We start from the raw sequence: 16,974 nt of genomic DNA, 5'->3' as shown, positions 1-16,974 counted from the left end.
ATTTCACTGAATTAATTCATTAGAATTAAGATGAAAAAAAGTAAATTTGCATTTTTACAACAACACACAAATAAAACACAATAATGATTCATTTCTTTGGAAAGATAGACAGTAAAGTATTTGCTGTTCAAACAACAAAAAAATTAAGTACAGAAACGATTGCTAAATTAACTTGGTTATTTGCAGATCAACCAAAAATAGAAGAAACCTCAATTGATGCTTTTTTTGTGGGGCCAAGAGCGGCAATGATTACGCCTTGGAGTACCAATGCTGTAGAAATTACTCAGAATATGGGGATTTCAGATATCATAAGAATAGAAGAATTTACAGCTTGTACAGAAGATTTTTCTGATTTTGACCCAATGATTTCTGAAAAATTCAAAGGTTTACATCAAGAATCATTTGACATTCATATTCAACCAGAAGCCATTTTAGAAATTGAAGATATTGCAGCCTACAACAATCTAGAAGGTTTATCTTTAAGCGACGAAGAAGTAGCGTACTTAGAAGGTGTTGCTACAAAAATCGGAAGAAAATTAACAGATTCTGAAGTATTTGGTTTTAGCCAAGTAAATTCTGAGCACTGTAGACATAAAATATTTAATGGAACTTTTGTAATTGATGGAGAGGAAATGCCAACATCATTATTTAAGTTAATCAAAGAAACCTCTAAACAATTTCCTAACGATATTGTTTCTGCTTACAAAGACAATGTTGCTTTTGTAAAAGGTCCTAAAGTAGAACAGTTTGCTCCTAAAACGGCAGACAAACCAGACTTTTATCAAACAGAAGAATTTGAATCTGTAATCTCTTTAAAAGCCGAAACACACAATTTCCCTACAACAGTTGAGCCTTTTAACGGAGCAGCAACCGGTTCTGGAGGAGAAATTAGAGATAGACTTGCTGGAGGAAAAGGTTCTTTACCTTTAGCGGGTACAGCTGTTTATATGACTTCTTATTCTCGTTTAGAAGAAAACAGATATTGGGAACATAAATTTGAAGCTAGAGATTGGTTGTACCAAACACCTATCGATATTTTAATAAAAGCATCAAATGGTGCCTCTGATTTTGGTAACAAATTTGGACAACCCTTAATTACGGGTTCTGTATTAACTTTTGAGCATGAAGAAAATTCATCTTCTAGCTCTTCTAAACCTAGAAAATTAGGTTTTGATAAAGTAATTATGCAAGCTGGTGGAATTGGTTACGGAAAAGCAGAACAAGCTTTAAAAGAAACGCCAAAAGAAGGAGATAAAATTGTAATTCTTGGTGGTGAAAACTACAGAATTGGTATGGGTGGAGCTGCAGTTTCATCTTCAGATACAGGAGAATTTGCTTCTGGTATTGAGTTAAACGCTGTTCAACGTTCTAATCCAGAAATGCAAAAACGTGCTGCTAATGCAGTTCGTGGTATGGTAGAAAGCAATGAAAACTTTATTGTTTCTATTCATGATCATGGGGCTGGTGGACATTTAAATTGTTTATCAGAATTGGTAGAAGATACTGGTGGTAAAATCGACTTAGACAAATTACCTGTAGGAGACCCAACTTTATCTGCAAAAGAAATTATTGGTAACGAATCTCAAGAAAGAATGGGATTAGTAATTGCTGAAAAACATTTAGAAACTTTACATAAAATTGCAGATAGAGAACGTTCTCCTATTTATGATGTTGGTGAAGTTACAGGAAACGACCGTTTTACTTTTGAATCTAAATCTACAGGTAAGAAACCAATGGATTTAGCTTTAGAAGATATGTTTGGTTCTTCTCCTAAAACGGTTTTAACAGATACAACTGTTACTAGAAATTATAAAAATTCGAGATATAAAATTAAAAATTTACAAGTATATTTAGAACAAGTTTTGCAATTAGAAGCTGTTGCTTGTAAAGATTGGTTAACAAATAAAGTAGACAGATGTGTTGGTGGTAAAGTTGCCAAACAACAATGTGTTGGTCCATTACAAATTCCGTTAAACAACGTTGGTGTAATGGCTTTAGATTACAAAGGTAAAGAAGGTGTAGCCACTTCTATTGGCCACTCTCCTATTGCTGCATTAATAGATCCTGCTGCCGGTAGTAGAAATGCCATTACAGAATCTCTTACAAACTTAATCTGGGCACCATTAAAAGAAAATTTAACAAGCGTATCGCTTTCTGCAAACTGGATGTGGCCTTGTAAAAACGAAGGTGAAGATGCTCGTTTATACAAAGCTGTAAAAGCTGTCTCTGACTTTTCTATCGATTTAGGAATCAATATACCTACCGGAAAAGATTCTTTATCAATGAAGCAAAAATATGCTAATGATGAAGTAATTGCTCCAGGAACGGTTATTATTTCTGCTGCAGGAAACTGTAACGCTATTAGTAAAGTTGTAGAACCTCTTTTAAAAGTTGATGGAGGAAACATCTATTATATTAATATTTCTCAGGATGACTTTAAATTAGGAGGAAGTTCTTTTCACCAAGTGTTAAATACTATTGGAAATGAAGCTCCAGATGTAAAAGATACAACTTTTGTTAAAAATACTTTTAACACCATTCAAAACTTAATTAAAGCTGATAAAATTACTGCAGGACACGATGTTGCTTCTGGAGGATTGATTACAACTTTATTAGAAATGTGTTTTGCTGATGTTAATTTAGGGGCCAATTTTAATATCTCTGCATTAAATGAAGAGGATTCTATAAAAGTATTATTCTCAGAAAACTCTGGAATTGTTTTTCAAGCAGATGCTTCTGTAGAAACAATTTTATCAGAAAATAATATTGAATTTTTCAATATTGGTACTGCTAACAATTCAGAAACTGTAAATATTCAAAATAGTGAAGATAACTTTACGTTTGATGTTGCTGAAATGAGAGATGTTTGGTATAAAACTTCTTTCTTATTAGATCAAAAACAAACCGCTAATAATTTAGCTCAAGATCGTTTTGATAACTATAAAAAGCAACCTTTAACCTATAAATTCCCAGAGAACTTTACAGGAAAGTTACCTGTAATAGGAAAAGACAAACCTAAAGCTGCTATCATTCGTGAAAAAGGTTCAAACTCAGAGCGAGAAATGGCAAATGCCATGTATTTAGCTGGTTTTGATGTAAAAGATGTACACATGACAGATTTAATTTCTGGTCGTGAAACATTAGAAGACATTCAATTTATTGGTGCTGTAGGTGGTTTCTCTAATTCTGATGTTTTAGGTTCTGCTAAAGGTTGGGCTGGAGCATTTAAATACAACGAAAAAGCAAACACTGCTTTAAAGAATTTCTTTAAAAGAGAAGATACTTTATCTGTTGGTATTTGTAATGGTGCACAATTATGGATGGAATTAGAATTGATTAATCCAGAGCATAAAGTACATGGAAAATTAGGTCATAATGATTCTCAAAAGCACGAAAGTTCTTTTACCTCTGTAAAAGTACAAGAAAACAACTCTGTAATGTTATCTAGTTTAGCAGGCACAGAATTAGGTGTTTGGATTTCTCATGGAGAAGGTAAATTTAACTTACCTGAAGCTGAAGAAAATTATAATATTGTTGCTAAATATGGTTATGAAGGATACCCAAATAACCCAAATGGTTCAGATTTTAACACAGCTATGATGTGTGATACATCTGGAAGACATTTAGTTACAATGCCACATATAGAACGTTCTACTTTTCAATGGAATTGGGCAAACTATCCTGACGGAAGAAAAGATGAAGTTACACCTTGGTTAGAAGCATTTGTAAATGCTAAAAATTGGTTGACTAAATAATTTAATAAAAAAGTATATCTAAAAGGGCTTTTTTAAAGCCCTTTTTTTGGCGCTAATAATACATAAAATAGCCCTCTTTAATTAGTACAAATGAAAGTTCCAGAAAAATATTATTTTATAATTGAGCTTGGAAAAGCGTTACATATTTACGGTATTCCTTCCTATAAAATCCAAACCTACCTAACAGAAGTTGCTAAAACACAAGGTTTTACGGGTAGCTTTATGGACTCCCCTACATGGATTAATTATGTTTTTTATGAGGATGAAAATTCTTATAATTATATAGAATGTATTCCTCCTGGATCATTAAATTTAGGGGCATTTTCTAGAATAGCAGAGTTAACCAATAAGGTTATCGATTTAAAAATTGATAACGACTCCATAAGTAATGAATTAAAAATTATTCACTCTAAAACTAAAATAGTAAATCATTATTACTTAACGTTGGCCTATGCTTTTGGAGCAGGTTCTTTTAGTATTATGATTGGTACCAATTGGATTTCTTTTGCTTTTTCTATTTTATTAGGAGGGTTAATATACCTTTTGGTTTATTTAGCTACAAAATCTAAATATATAGAAAATGTATTCGAATCTTTAAGCGCATTAGTGGTAACCATTATTTGCTGCCTTTTAACTCTAGTTTTTCCTACCTTTAACTTAGGTTTAACCATTATTGCTTCCATTATTATTTTTATTCCTGGTTTAGCAATTACAACCGCTTTAGAAGAAATAACATCTAAAAGTTTAGTTTCTGGAGGTGCAAAACTTTTCGACTCTATCCTCTTACTATTTAAACAATTTTTTGGTGTATTACTAGGCTTAGCATTAATGACCTCTTTGGTAGATATCGATTTAACCTATCATGTATCTTCGATGCCAAAATGGACTATATTTTGTGCTGTTCCTATATTTTCAATTGCTCTTTTACCAATCTTTCAAGTACGAAAAAAAGACATGCTTTTTGGAGTACTTACAGGAGCATCTGCCTTTTTTACAACTGTTTTATTATCTGGATACGGAGTTTTAGTAAGTACTTTTTTTGGAACATTGGTTGTTGTAGGAGTCAGTCGTTTATTTGGTAGAATTTCTAAAACACCAAAAACGGTCTATTTAATTCAAGGTGTTATTATGCTTGTTCCTGGAAGTAAATCTTTTATGGGATTAAGTAACTCCTTTTTTAACCCATCTACCACTACTGGTTCTGCAAATTTATTTGAACAAGTAGCTTTTATTTTAATGGGTATTATTGGAGGACTTCTTTTTGCGGGAACATTTAGAGAAAGAAAACCTAGAAAAAACTAGTTGAAAACTAATCGTTATTTCTTTAATGTTATATGATACAATTTCTCAAAATCTTTTAGGATAATCGTGTCCTTGCTTTCATATAAAATATTTACACCATTCCCATTGTTTGAGTTTTTTGCTTTAAACTTTGTTTTTTCGTTATGTAATGAAAGTTCTACATAATTGTAGCCATAAGGAGTATAACCACCAACGTAATGATTTCCAGAGAATGAATTACCTAAAACAACCTTGTCAAATGATTTTGGACTTTTTTCTAAATTTAAAATAGGATTTAATCCATTAAGGCGTGTTTTTTCTATCACATCCTTAAACTCACCTGTATGATCATACCTTGTATATAAAGCGAATTCTTTGTCTTTGAATTTTAAAACACTTACTGAATTTGATAATGGATAAATTGAAACTAGATTCGGTTTTAATTTTTTTATTTTATCAGAAACTAAATTATTTTCTTTTTGATAAACAACATGAACTAAACTATCTATATGACTCTTAATTTTAGTATTGTATTTATCATTTATTTTACGCTTATAAACAACATTTAAAGAATCTCTGATTGTAAATGGTTCTCTAGAATTGATGATGAAATTCTTTAATTTTTCTTTTTTGAAATTATTTTCAATAGACATTTTATAAACCTCAATGAATTCAGGTTTTTCATTAGGTTGCATAAAATAAATAGTTCCATCTTTACTAATGTAATTATTAGGAACCTTTAATTCTTTTATTATATTAAATTTTCTATCTAAAATTATCAAATCACCATTTTCGTTATTGGCAAATAAATTTTTCTCATTGTATTTAATATCAATTAAATTAATAGCGAATTGTTTAATAGATATCTTATTGTTTGTATGCTCTGGAAAAATTGGAATTTCGGGATGTTTATCTTCCTCCGTTTTTTGATATCCACAAGAAATAAATATCAAAATAAAGAGTAGAGATGTTATTTTTAGAGCGTGATTCATTTGGTAATTATAGTAAATGTGTTTATGTTTTGGGAAATTGCGTCTTTTGTACTCCGAGTTAGATCTAATTATTTCAAGTTTTTTTCAAATTTAAATGACTCTTTTCCATTTGTTACTACAATTTCATAAATTCCTTTTTTTAAACCTAGATTACATTTTTCTGTTTTTTCTTGAACTTCGGTTATGTCAACCGGAACAGCTAAATCTATATTTTCTCCTTTCTTAAAAGCTAAAACCATCACAGGAAATTCAATTTTTATATCTGTTAAATCAATTGAAACATTTTCATTACCGTTTTTAAATAACCAACCAGGTCTATTATTAACGTATTTTGTATTCGGATGAAAAACAGCGATATCAGTCCACGTTTCTCTACGTTCATATCTAAACGGATTATTATCTTTATCAATTAAAACGGACGATTCTTTAATCTTTAAAGCTTTTAACAAAGGATTATTAAATTCAGATTTACTTTTCTCACTATAAACGACCTGATTAATAGTTAAAGGATTTATGTTTGTATATTCTGTAAATCTTCCCGCCATCGCTTTTTCCCAATAGCTATGCATTCCTTCTGAAGCATGATCAAAACCACAATGAATTAAAAATTTCTCATTCGGCTTCGCATTTATTACTTTTTCAATATTTTTTGCTTGCTCAATTTCTCTAAGTTTTCCATTTACATCCTCTACACTTTCATATGCGAATAAATTATATCCAATCTCTAAAGCATCTCTAACCAAATTCCCAAATTGTGGGTCTTTTATATAATGACCTGTTTTAAGAATAGGATATTTTCTATTATTAAGTAATGTGTCTAAATACTTTCCATTTCCTAATGCCTCTAAACCTAAATTTTTATATCCATTATCGAATAGCCCCTGAAGAAGTGACTTTGTAAATACTCGATGATAAGAATTGTGATGCGCTTCGTTTATAATTATCACTTGATTTTTCTTTGCAAGTTCAAAAATATAATCTGTTGCTTTAACTTTGGAGTACTTTTTATTTATAGAATCTACTTGATTTTCTGTGAATTTTCGATCCTTTGTTCCCATAGCCAAGTCCCATTGAATTAAAGCATTTCTATAATCACCTTTTGTTGCATAATCAGAAGCCGAAATTTGATATTTCCAAGATATAGTGTCTTTTGCTACTTTAGTCTCTATTTCCTTAGAAAATTTATATTCTGTTGTAAAATCAATTTTCTCAATCATTCTTTTTTCTTTTTTACAAGAGCTTACTAAAAGAATAATTGTTATTATGTATAATGCTTTATTCATAATTATTGCTAAGGTGTTTATCTTCTGGGAGATAGTGGTTTATGAGATCAACTATTTTTTTTAAGGAAATTGAAGTAAGTAAATTTGAAAAAGTCTTTACCAAATTCTAATTTTTGAAACCCTAAACTCAATAAATATGAGTTTGCTATTTTTTCGTCATCATTCACAATTTCCTCTAATTATTACTAATTAACATTATGATAAAAAATTAATTAGTCACTGTAATCTTTTATACAACCTCCAAAATACTATCTTTAATTCTTTGAGCCGTTATTTGTAAAATTCTTTTATTAATTTCTGATGAATTATCACTATAAAAAGCAAATTCATCCGTAGAAAAATGACCAATAATTACACCCAAAGTAAAGTTTTTATAATTATTGTCTGTTTTATAAATAGCCGTTACTTTACTTCTCTTTTTCTTATCTGGTAAAACAGCAAAATCAACTTTTCTTTTTAGAAGATAGTTTTTAAATGAACTAATTAACAAAGCATGTTGCATCTTTATAACTGGCCTTAAAACTTCGTTTTGAAACTTTTCCATCTCAGAAGTTCCTGCGTTTACTAAATCCGATAAAATGGGTCTTTCTTTCTTATTCATCTAATAATTCGTTTAGTTCTAATTGATAATCATACTGTAAATCTTCGTGAAAAGTAGCTATTGCTTTTTTTATTAAAAGCACCTGCCTATCAAAAGTTGCCAACAACCTTGCACTCTGCCTCATAGAAGGTTTAAATTCTTTTAAAAGACGGCAAAAGTGAAGCAGTAATGCCACTTCTGTTTCTTTCTTTTTAGAATACCTAATAAACTTTTTAGTGAGTGTTAAAATCTTTCTCACACTTTTTCTGATATAAAAATAACTCTTGGTATTTATTTCAGAAAAAAGCACCTCCATTTGGTCTTTTACACTTTGTATATATCGCTCTTCATTATCAGATTCAAACAACAAATACGTAAGTAATTCTTTATTCTCTTTCTTAAATTTAGACAAGTGTAAACACAATTCTTTTAACTCATCTGCAGATTTATAAGAGAGCTCATCTTTTAATTGTTTTAAAGTAACAGCCTTCATTTAGGATATTTTTTTTACAAGATAAAAAAGAAAACCTCACAAAGTAAAATCTGTGAGGTTTATATTTAAAATTCCGCTATCGCGGGATAAAATTCTTACTGAATACTAGGTACGTTTACCACTTCATTTACATCAGCATCATAATCTACTCCATCAACTTTAAAACCAAAAAGGTTATAAAAATCGTTGCTATATCCTTCTAAATCTCCTATTTCAGATAAATTTTCTGTAGTTGCTGTTTTCCAAAGTTTGTTAACTTCTGCTTGAACATCTTCTCTCATTTCCCAATCGTCAACTCTAATTCTTCCTTTTTCATCCAAGGCTAAATCTCCGCCAAATAAACGCTCACTATACAAACGCTGAATTTGTTCGATACATCCTTCATGAATCCCTTTTGCTTTCATCACTTTATACAATAAAGAAATATATAAAGGAATTACAGGAATTGCAGAACTTGCTTGGGTAACTAACGCTTTATTTACAGAAACAAATGCTTTACCACCGATCGATTTTAAATCGTCTGCAATTGTAAAAGCTGTTGCTTCTAAATGATCTTTTGCAGCACCAATGGTTCCGTTTCTATATACTGGTTTTGTTACTTCTGGGCCAATATAAGAATAAGCAACTGTGGTAGCTCCTTCTGCTAATAAGTTTTCAGATTGTAACGCGTCCATCCACATTTTCCAATCTTCACCACCCATTACGTTTATGGTGTTTTCTACATCTTCTCCTTCTGCCGGATTGATAGAAATTTCTGATACTTTACCTGTATGAAAATCTACTGTTTTGTTAGAAAAAACATCGCCAATTGGCTTTAAAACAGATTTATATCTTTTTCCTGTTACAGGATGTGTTCTTACTGGTGAGGCTAAACTGTAAATTACTAAATCTACTTGACCTAAATCTTCTTTAATTAAGTTTACAACTTGCTCTTTTATTTCGTTAGAAAAAGCATCTCCATTAATACTTTTTGCATATAAACCTGCTGCAATTGCTTGTTTTTCAAAAGCTGCTGTATTGTAAAAACCTGGTGAACCTGGTCTTCCTTCGGTTGCTGGTTTATCAAAGAAAACTCCAATTGTAGCTGCATCAGAACCAAAAGCACTCGATATTCTTGAAGCCAACCCAAACCCTGTTGAAGCTCCTATGACGAGTACTTTTTTAGCGCCTTCTATTTTTCCTTTTGATTTTACATATTCTATCTGATTGATCACATTTTGCTCACAACCTACTGGATGCGATGTTAAACAGATAAATCCTCTTGTTCTTGGTTCTATAATCATGGTTGTTTATTTTGTTTACTTCGTCATTACTAGGAAGTATGACGAAGTAATCTATTGATTTTTAACTAATATTGATAAGATTGCCGCGTCGTTCCTCCTCGCAATGACACAAACAAATATATTATTTTAAGAATTGAAGTACATTCTCTTCAATTCTTTGTAATACATTTTCTGTAGAAGCCTTTACAAAAGCTTCTCCAGTAATTTGTTCGTATAATTCTATATATCTATTAGAAATTTCGATGATTTTTTCATCATTCATTTCTGGAACTTGCTGCCCGTCTTTTCCTTGAAAACCGTTTTCAATTAACCACTGGCGTACAAATTCTTTAGATAGTTGTTTTTGACTTTCGCCTTTGTCTTGTCTTTCTTGATAGCCTTCTGCATAAAAATAACGAGAAGAATCTGGAGTATGAATTTCATCAATCAATACTATTTTTCCTTCTTTAGTTTTACCAAATTCATATTTAGTATCTACTAAAATCAACCCTCTTTTTGCTGCAATTTCGGTACCTCTAGCAAATAATTTACGTGTATAATCTTCTAAAACTAAATAATCTGCTTCAGAAACAATTCCTTTTGATAAAATGTCTTCACGAGAAATATCTTCATCATGATCGCCATTATCTGCCTTGGTAGAAGGTGTTATTAAAGGTTCTGGAAATTTATCGTTTTCCTTTAATCCTTCTGGCATTTCAACACCACATAAAGTTCTTTTACCTAATTTATATTCACGCGCTGCGTGACCAGACATATAACCACGAATAACCATTTCTACTTTAAATGGTTCACACAAATGCCCTACAGCTACATTTTCATCTGGGTTTGCAATTAACCAATTAGGAACAATATCTGCGGTATCATTCATCATTTTTGTGGCAATCTGATTTAAAATCTGACCTTTAAACGGAATCTGACGCGGTAAAACAACGTCGAACGCAGACAATCTATCTGTTGCAATCATCACCAAAAGTTCATCATTAATATTATAAACTTCTCTTACTTTCCCTATATAAACAGACTTCTGATTCGGAAATTTAAAATTCGTATCGTTAATTGTATTCATTATATGTTATGTTGTTGTGGGCGCAAAAATAAACTAAAGACTAGTTACTAACAACTAAAATTTTTATTCTGTTTCTATACTTTTATAAGCACTAATAATTTTTCTTACCAAACGATGTCTTACCACATCTTTATCGTCTAAATAAACTTGGGCAATTCCATCAATATCTTTTAGCGCTAATAAAGACTCTTTTAAACCAGAAACCTGCTTTCTAGGTAAATCTATCTGTCCAGGATCTCCTGTAATAATAAACTTAGCACTTTTACCCATTCTTGTTAAAAACATCTTCATTTGATTATGGGTAGTATTTTGCGCTTCGTCTAAAATAACAAAGGCATTGTCTAAAGTTCTACCACGCATAAATGCCAAAGGTGCAATTTGTATGACTCCTTTTTCTATATGAGATTCTAATTTTTCATGCGGAATCATATCTCTTAAAGCATCATATAAAGGTTGCATATAAGGATCTAATTTTTCTTTTAAATCTCCAGGTAGAAACCCTAAATTTTCACCAGATTCTACCGCAGGTCTTGTTAAAATAATTCTTCTAACTTCTCTTTCTTTTAATGCTTTTACCGCTAATGCAACAGCGGTATAAGTTTTTCCTGTTCCTGCTGGCCCTACGGCAAACAACATGTCATTTTTATTCATTAAGGTAACCATCTTACGTTGGTTATCTGTTTGGGGTTTAATTAACCTACCACCAACACCATGTACTAAAACTTCTCTCGCATTTTTTGCCGAAGCTGTTTTTTCATCATTTCCGTTAGAAGTTAAAATACGTTCAATACTATTTTCATCTAACTTATTGTAGGTATTAAAATACTTTATTAAGCGTTCTAATCTAGTTTCAAACTCATCTAAAATTTCTGGGTCTCCATAAACTTTAAGTTTAGATCCGCGAGCTACGATTTTAATTTTAGGAAAATACTTTTTTAATTGCTCTATAGTACTGTTTTGTGCTCCAAAAAAATCTTTCGGATTGATTTCTGTAAGCTCTATAATGCGTTCGTTCAAATGATTAATTTTTATTAATAGATTACATTTATATTTCAACTAAAAATAACCAATAATTTTTTTAAAATGATTAGATTTGCGTTAAATAGTTAACAACTTTTACACAATTAATTAACAGCCCATTTTTTAATGTCTATAATCACTTTAACAACAGATTTTGGAACAAAAGACCACTTTGTTGGCGCTGTAAAAGGAGCTATTTACTCAGAACTTCCGGATGCTAAAATTGTTGATATTACACACGAAATTTCTCCTTTTAACATTACAGAAACGGCTTATATTTTAAAAAACTCTTACAAAAGTTTTCCTGATGGCACCATACACATTGTTGGTGTAGACTCTGAATTAAGTAACGACAATAAACATATTACCATAGAATTAGACAATCATTTTTTTGTTTGTCCGGATAATGGCTTAATCTCTATGATTGCTTCTGAAATTAATCCTACAAAAATTGTAGAAATTAATATTCATGACAGAATAGAAAGTAGTTTTCCTGTTTTAGATGTTTTTGTACAAGTTGCTTGTTTTATCGCCAGAGGCGGAAATTTAACAGTGATTGGTAAAGAAATTAAGGATTATAAAAAATTAATTGAAATTCAACCTAAGGTAAATCAAGAAAAAAATAAAATTATTGGAGGCGTTGTTTATATTGATAATTATGGAAACGTAATTAGTAATATCAGTAAAAAAATGTTTAACTCCATTGGTAGAGGACGTCGTTTTAAAGTAAGTGCTAGTCGTTATTTTTTTACAAAAATATTTGCAAAATACAATGAAGTAACCGGAGATAATGCTCACGATAGCATACAATATGACGGCAGTAGATTGGCTATTTTTAATTCTGCCGGATATTTAGAAATTGCTATTTATAGAAGTAATTTAGAAACCGTTGGAGGGGCATCTACTCTATTAGGTTTAAACTATAGAGACTCTATAACCATAGATTTTATTAATGACTCACAGCCAGATTTTTCACCTTTAACTTAAAAATATGTTTGTAAGAATCGTAAAAATGAGCTTTCACAAAGAACATATCGAATCATTTTTATCAATATTTGAAGAGAAAAAAACATTAATTAGAGCTTCTAAAGGATGCACCTTATTAGAACTATATCAAGACAAAACAACCCCTGAAATCTTTTTTACTTATTCTTACTGGGAAAAAGAAGAAGATTTAGAAACATATAGAAACTCGCTACTTTTTAAAGAAGTTTGGGCAAAAACAAAGGCGCTTTTTAATGATAAACCTTTGGCTTGGAGCGTAGACAAAAAAGTGAGTTTACAATAAAAATTAAGACAAATAATAAACATAAAAATGGATTTCGACTTTACTACTTTCCCTGTTTTAGAAACAGAAAGATTAACATTAAGAGCAATAAACTTAGAGGATGCAAAAGCAATTTTTGGTTTAAGAGCAAACAAGGAGGTGAATGAATTTATAAGCAGAGTACCACCAAAAAATTTATCGGAATCTAGAGCTTTTATCGATGAAATTTCTAATTTAGTAGCCGAAAACAAAGGGATTTTTTGGGTATTACAATCTAATAATAGTTCTGAATTATTAGGAACCATTGGATTACGTAATTTTGATGTTGCAGATAATTATGCAGAAATTGGGTACGAAATTCATCCTGATTATCAAGAAAGAGGTTACATGACAGAAGCTTTTGAAGAGGTTTTAGAATTTGGTTTCGAAAAAATGGGATTAAAAACCATAGAAGCTTTTACACATAAAAATAATACGGCTTCTATTGCGTTATTAGACAAACTAGATTTTGATTTGCAAACAGAAAGAACAGACGAAAATTTTGAAGACAACAGAATTTACAAGTTAGAAAAATAGAAAATCTGAAAAAAATTAAAACATCAATTGTCATTTCGAATGAGGAACGAAGAGAAATCTATATTCTATACGTTTTTTAGTAAAATTTGAAATGACAATTGTTTGTATACTTTTAGAATCATAAAAATTTAACATTTGATAGCAATCCTAAAAAAAGAATTCAACTCATTTTTCGCAAGTACCATTGCCTATTTGGTTATTGGTGTTTTTTTATTGATAAACGGTTTATTTTTATGGGTTTTTAAAAGTGATTTTAATATTTTAAATGCAGGTTTTGCAGATTTAAATTCATTTTTCTTTTTTGCTCCTTGGGTCTTTTTATTTCTGATTCCGGCTATTACCATGAAAAGTTTTGCCGACGAATTTAACAGCGGAACCATAGAACTCTTAAAAACAAAACCAATTTCTGATTGGCAAATTGTTTTAGGTAAGTTTTCGGCTTCACTCCTATTAGTTATCGTTGCACTAATACCCACTTTAACCTATGTTTACACCGTTACTCAATTAGGAAACCCTGTTGGAAACATCGATTTTGGCAGCACTATTGGTTCTTATATTGGTTTATTATTTTTAGCAGCAGCCTATACTGCGATTGGTTTATTTACATCTACAATTTCTAAAAACCAAATTGTAGCTTTTATATTAGGCGTTTTTATCACCTTATTTTTATACTACGGTTTTGATGCCATTTCAGACTCACTTGGTAATGATTTAACCGTTAAACAATTGGGATTTAATGAACATTTTAAAAGTATTTCTAGAGGTGTAATTGACACACGAGATATTATTTACTTTTTAAGCATAACAGTATTCTTTTTATTCATCACTAAAACACGTTTAGATAATGAATAGGAAAATAAAAAACATCGCAATTCTAATTGTAGGCTTAATCGTTTTAAACATCCTTAGCCAATCATTTTATAAACGATTAGATTTAACAGCAGACAAACGTTACACACTTTCTAAAACTACAGAAAACATTGTTTCTAAAGTTGATGAACTTCTATTTATCACCGTTTATTTAGAAGGAGATTTTCCTTCAGAATTTAAAAGGTTACAAGTAGAAACCCGTCAGTATTTAGAAGAATTAGCAGCAACAAATACAAATATAAAAATCAATTTCGAAGCACCAGATAATCAGCGAGAAGCGTTAATAAAACGAGGTATGTTGCCAAGTCAATTAACTGTAGAAGAAGAAGGAAAATTGTCTGAAGCTATTATTTTTCCTTGGGTAGAAGTATCTTATGGTAAAAAAGCAACCATCGTTTCTTTGTTACCCAATGCCATTGTAGCATCACAAGATGAGCAATTACAAAAAGCCATCGAAAATTTAGAATATAGTTTTTCTAATGCTATTAATTCTGTTATTCAAAAGAAGCAAAAAAGAGTTGCTGTAATTACAGGAAACGGAGAATTACAAGACATTTACCAATATAGTTTTTTAAGTGAAGTTGCTAAAAAATACAGATTAGCCAAATTCACGTTAGATTCTGTAGCAACAAAACCACAACAAACGTTAAAAGATTTAACGTCTTTAGATTTGGCAATTATTGCAAAACCTACGCAAAAATTTACAGAGAAAGAAAAGCTTACTTTAGATCAGTTTATCGCCAATGGCGGAAAAACATTGTGGATGATAGACAATGTGCAAGCAGATCAAGACAGTTTATTTACAAACGGTAAAATGTTGGCCTATCCAAGAGATTTAAATTTAACCGATTTATTATTCTCTTACGGAGTAAGAATAAACACCACATTGATTAAAGATTTATATGCCGCTCAAATTCCGTTAGCAACCGGAAAAGTAGGCAATCAAACGCAGTTTAAAAATTTAGATTGGTATTTTCACCCGTTAGTTGGTGGCAATCCAAATCATCCCATAACAAAAAATGTTTCTCCGGTAAGATTACAATTTGCAAACCAGATTGATACGTTAAAAAACAACATCAAGAAAACACCTTTATTGATGAGTTCTTTATTGACCAAAAAAGTTGGAACACCTAGTTTTATAGAATTACAGTCTATTGCTGATGAAGTTGTTGAAGAAGATTATAATAATGGTCATCAACTATTTGCAGTTTTATTAGAAGGTAATTTTAAATCGGCATATAAAAACCGAGTAAAACCTTTTGAAACTCCTCTTTTTAAAGAGAACGCTATCGATAATAAAATGGTTATTATTTCTGATGGTGATGTTGGAAAAAATCAAATTTTAAAAGAACAACCTTTCGATTTAAATAGAGATAAATGGACAAACCAACAGTTTGGAAATAAAGATTTTCTTTTAAATACGGTTGATTATTTATTAGATGATGAAGGCTTAATTCAACTAAGAAACAAAACATTACAGATAAGAACACTAGACAAGCAAAAAGCCTTTAAAGAGCGTACTTTCTGGCAGTTTTTAAATATTGTTTTACCGTTAATTCTATTATTTTCTTTTGGATTTGTTTTTAACTACTTAAGAAAGAGGAAGTATTCTTAGCAGTTAGCAGTTAGCAGTTAGCAGTTAGCAGTTAGCAGTTAGCAAAAATAAAAAAATTGAAACTTTTTAACTTTAAACTTTGAACTTTGAACTTTAAACCTTAAACCTTAAATAGAAAGTAAATCATCATGAATAAGAGTATATCCTAACACTTCTTGTACTTTTTTAGAACTGATAATTTTCCATTCATACACTTCGTTCTCTTCAAATTCAGGCACCTCAAAATCGTTACTTAATTTTGCTATTGTATAAAACTCTCTTCTTGTTGGGTGATGATTAGAACAGGCATTAAACGTTTCATTCCAACAGTTTTGATCAATAATTTCATGTATAATTTCGATACAGTCTTCTTTATGAATCATGTTTACAAATCCTTTTGGCTGCGGAATTTTTCGTCCGTTTTTAAACCAATTACTAGGTTGTCTTACATCGCCAAATAAACCCGCAAAGCGAATAATTGTTGTCTCAAAAAAAGTGTTTTCTCTAAATAAGTTTTCAATTTCTGTTAACGGAGTTTTTAAAACAGCATCCTCTTCTGTCATCACTTTATTTAATCTTCCGTAAACAGATGTAGAACTGATAAAAATTACTTTTTGAATCTCAGAATTTTCTATTTGCGAAATTAAGTTTTCGAAACCATCCACATCTTTAGAGGTAATAGCTATAATTAAAATATCCGCAGATAAGAAATCATCAAACTCCTCAAATTCAGAAATATTAACAATATAAGGATCAATATTATTCATTTCTAACAACTCTAATTTATCTTCTGAAGTAGTAGAACCTTTTACAGAATACCCTTCATCTAATAATGAAATTGCTAATGATTTACCCAACCAGCCACAACCTAAAACACTTACTCTCTTCATAAAAAATGTATCAATAAAAACAAA

The 16,974-nt window shown here is 30.5% G+C and carries 15 protein-coding genes; 7 read left to right on the top strand and 8 right to left on the bottom strand.

Going from position 1 to position 16,974, the window contains the following annotated elements; genetic code table 11:
- Positions 1-83: 83 nt before the first annotated feature.
- Both purL and WG951_RS16410 read left to right on the top strand, forming a co-directional pair.
- Positions 84-3,755: a phosphoribosylformylglycinamidine synthase gene (gene purL / locus WG951_RS16415; protein WP_105048016.1), complete on the top strand. Its 3,672-nt coding sequence runs from the start codon at positions 84-86 to the stop codon at positions 3,753-3,755.
- Positions 3,756-3,845: 90 nt separating this feature from the next.
- On the top strand, positions 3,846-5,057 hold the full coding sequence (locus tag WG951_RS16410) for a threonine/serine ThrE exporter family protein (protein ID WP_105048015.1): 1,212 nt from the start codon (positions 3,846-3,848) through the stop codon (positions 5,055-5,057).
- Positions 5,058-5,071: 14 nt separating this feature from the next.
- On the opposite strand, the gene WG951_RS16405 is transcribed toward WG951_RS16410, so the two are convergent.
- The 7 genes from WG951_RS16405 to WG951_RS16375 form a co-directional block, all read right to left on the bottom strand.
- Positions 5,072-6,028 (bottom strand): hypothetical protein, encoded by a 957-nt coding sequence (locus WG951_RS16405; protein ID WP_146105246.1) that lies wholly within the window; start codon positions 6,026-6,028, stop codon positions 5,072-5,074.
- Positions 6,029-6,096: 68 nt separating this feature from the next.
- Positions 6,097-7,245: a hypothetical protein gene (locus WG951_RS16400; protein ID WP_146105245.1), complete on the bottom strand. Its 1,149-nt coding sequence runs from the start codon at positions 7,243-7,245 to the stop codon at positions 6,097-6,099.
- A gap of 295 nt (positions 7,246-7,540) precedes the next feature.
- Positions 7,541-7,912, bottom strand: coding sequence for a glyoxalase (locus WG951_RS16395; RefSeq protein ID WP_105048012.1), 372 nt, complete (start codon positions 7,910-7,912; stop codon positions 7,541-7,543).
- Positions 7,905-8,384, bottom strand: coding sequence for a hypothetical protein (locus tag WG951_RS16390; RefSeq protein WP_105048011.1), 480 nt, complete (start codon positions 8,382-8,384; stop codon positions 7,905-7,907). The genes WG951_RS16395 and WG951_RS16390 overlap by 8 nt, the downstream gene beginning before the upstream one ends.
- 95 nt (positions 8,385-8,479) lie before the next feature.
- Complete coding sequence (gene fabV, locus WG951_RS16385) at positions 8,480-9,667, bottom strand: enoyl-ACP reductase FabV (protein ID WP_105048010.1); 1,188 nt, start codon at positions 9,665-9,667, stop codon at positions 8,480-8,482.
- A gap of 121 nt (positions 9,668-9,788) precedes the next feature.
- Positions 9,789-10,733: a phosphoribosylaminoimidazolesuccinocarboxamide synthase gene (locus WG951_RS16380; RefSeq protein ID WP_105048009.1), complete on the bottom strand. Its 945-nt coding sequence runs from the start codon at positions 10,731-10,733 to the stop codon at positions 9,789-9,791.
- A gap of 63 nt (positions 10,734-10,796) precedes the next feature.
- Positions 10,797-11,750 (bottom strand): PhoH family protein, encoded by a 954-nt coding sequence (locus WG951_RS16375; RefSeq protein ID WP_105048008.1) that lies wholly within the window; start codon positions 11,748-11,750, stop codon positions 10,797-10,799.
- Between the two features lie 129 nt (positions 11,751-11,879).
- Between WG951_RS16375 and WG951_RS16370 the strand changes: the two genes are divergently transcribed.
- From WG951_RS16370 to gldG, 5 genes are all read left to right on the top strand, one after another.
- Positions 11,880-12,740 (top strand): SAM hydrolase/SAM-dependent halogenase family protein, encoded by an 861-nt coding sequence (locus WG951_RS16370; RefSeq protein WP_105048007.1) that lies wholly within the window; start codon positions 11,880-11,882, stop codon positions 12,738-12,740.
- A gap of 4 nt (positions 12,741-12,744) precedes the next feature.
- The gene (locus WG951_RS16365; RefSeq protein WP_105048006.1) at positions 12,745-13,041 is read left to right on the top strand and encodes a putative quinol monooxygenase; all 297 of its coding nucleotides are present in this window, start codon (positions 12,745-12,747) and stop codon (positions 13,039-13,041) included.
- Positions 13,042-13,068: 27 nt separating this feature from the next.
- A complete protein-coding gene (locus WG951_RS16360; protein WP_105048005.1) occupies positions 13,069-13,596 on the top strand; it encodes a GNAT family N-acetyltransferase in 528 nt (175 codons plus the stop codon).
- Positions 13,597-13,731: 135 nt separating this feature from the next.
- Positions 13,732-14,448 (top strand): gliding motility-associated ABC transporter permease subunit GldF, encoded by a 717-nt coding sequence (gldF, locus tag WG951_RS16355; protein WP_105048004.1) that lies wholly within the window; start codon positions 13,732-13,734, stop codon positions 14,446-14,448.
- A complete protein-coding gene (gene gldG / locus WG951_RS16350) occupies positions 14,441-16,081 on the top strand; it encodes a gliding motility-associated ABC transporter substrate-binding protein GldG (protein WP_105048003.1) in 1,641 nt (546 codons plus the stop codon). The genes gldF and gldG overlap by 8 nt, the downstream gene beginning before the upstream one ends.
- Before the next feature lie 107 nt (positions 16,082-16,188).
- On the opposite strand, the gene WG951_RS16345 is transcribed toward gldG, so the two are convergent.
- On the bottom strand, positions 16,189-16,950 hold the full coding sequence (locus WG951_RS16345) for an NAD(P)-binding domain-containing protein (RefSeq protein ID WP_105048002.1): 762 nt from the start codon (positions 16,948-16,950) through the stop codon (positions 16,189-16,191).
- Between the last annotated feature and the right edge of the window lie 24 nt (positions 16,951-16,974).

Source organism: Polaribacter butkevichii (assembly GCF_038024105.1).
Lineage (GTDB): Bacteria > Bacteroidota > Bacteroidia > Flavobacteriales > Flavobacteriaceae > Polaribacter > Polaribacter butkevichii.
This window is presented reverse-complemented; position numbering and strand designations above follow the sequence as displayed.

What these genes read in the sequence shown, in the direction of transcription:
- gldG (WP_105048003.1), top strand. Translation starts at nt 14,441, where the DNA reads ATGAATAGGAAAATAAAAAACATCGCAATTCTAATTGTAGGCTTAATC.
- fabV (WP_105048010.1), bottom strand. Translation starts at nt 9,667, where the DNA reads ATGATTATAGAACCAAGAACAAGAGGATTTATCTGTTTAACATCGCAT.
- WG951_RS16345 (WP_105048002.1), bottom strand. Translation starts at nt 16,950, where the DNA reads ATGAAGAGAGTAAGTGTTTTAGGTTGTGGCTGGTTGGGTAAATCATTA.
- WG951_RS16400 (WP_146105245.1), bottom strand. Translation starts at nt 7,245, where the DNA reads ATGATTGAGAAAATTGATTTTACAACAGAATATAAATTTTCTAAGGAA.
- purL (WP_105048016.1), top strand. Translation starts at nt 84, where the DNA reads ATGATTCATTTCTTTGGAAAGATAGACAGTAAAGTATTTGCTGTTCAA.
- WG951_RS16395 (WP_105048012.1), bottom strand. Translation starts at nt 7,912, where the DNA reads ATGAATAAGAAAGAAAGACCCATTTTATCGGATTTAGTAAACGCAGGA.
- WG951_RS16360 (WP_105048005.1), top strand. Translation starts at nt 13,069, where the DNA reads ATGGATTTCGACTTTACTACTTTCCCTGTTTTAGAAACAGAAAGATTA.
- WG951_RS16365 (WP_105048006.1), top strand. Translation starts at nt 12,745, where the DNA reads ATGTTTGTAAGAATCGTAAAAATGAGCTTTCACAAAGAACATATCGAA.
- WG951_RS16390 (WP_105048011.1), bottom strand. Translation starts at nt 8,384, where the DNA reads ATGAAGGCTGTTACTTTAAAACAATTAAAAGATGAGCTCTCTTATAAA.
- WG951_RS16370 (WP_105048007.1), top strand. Translation starts at nt 11,880, where the DNA reads ATGTCTATAATCACTTTAACAACAGATTTTGGAACAAAAGACCACTTT.
- WG951_RS16380 (WP_105048009.1), bottom strand. Translation starts at nt 10,733, where the DNA reads ATGAATACAATTAACGATACGAATTTTAAATTTCCGAATCAGAAGTCT.
- WG951_RS16410 (WP_105048015.1), top strand. Translation starts at nt 3,846, where the DNA reads ATGAAAGTTCCAGAAAAATATTATTTTATAATTGAGCTTGGAAAAGCG.
- WG951_RS16405 (WP_146105246.1), bottom strand. Translation starts at nt 6,028, where the DNA reads ATGAATCACGCTCTAAAAATAACATCTCTACTCTTTATTTTGATATTT.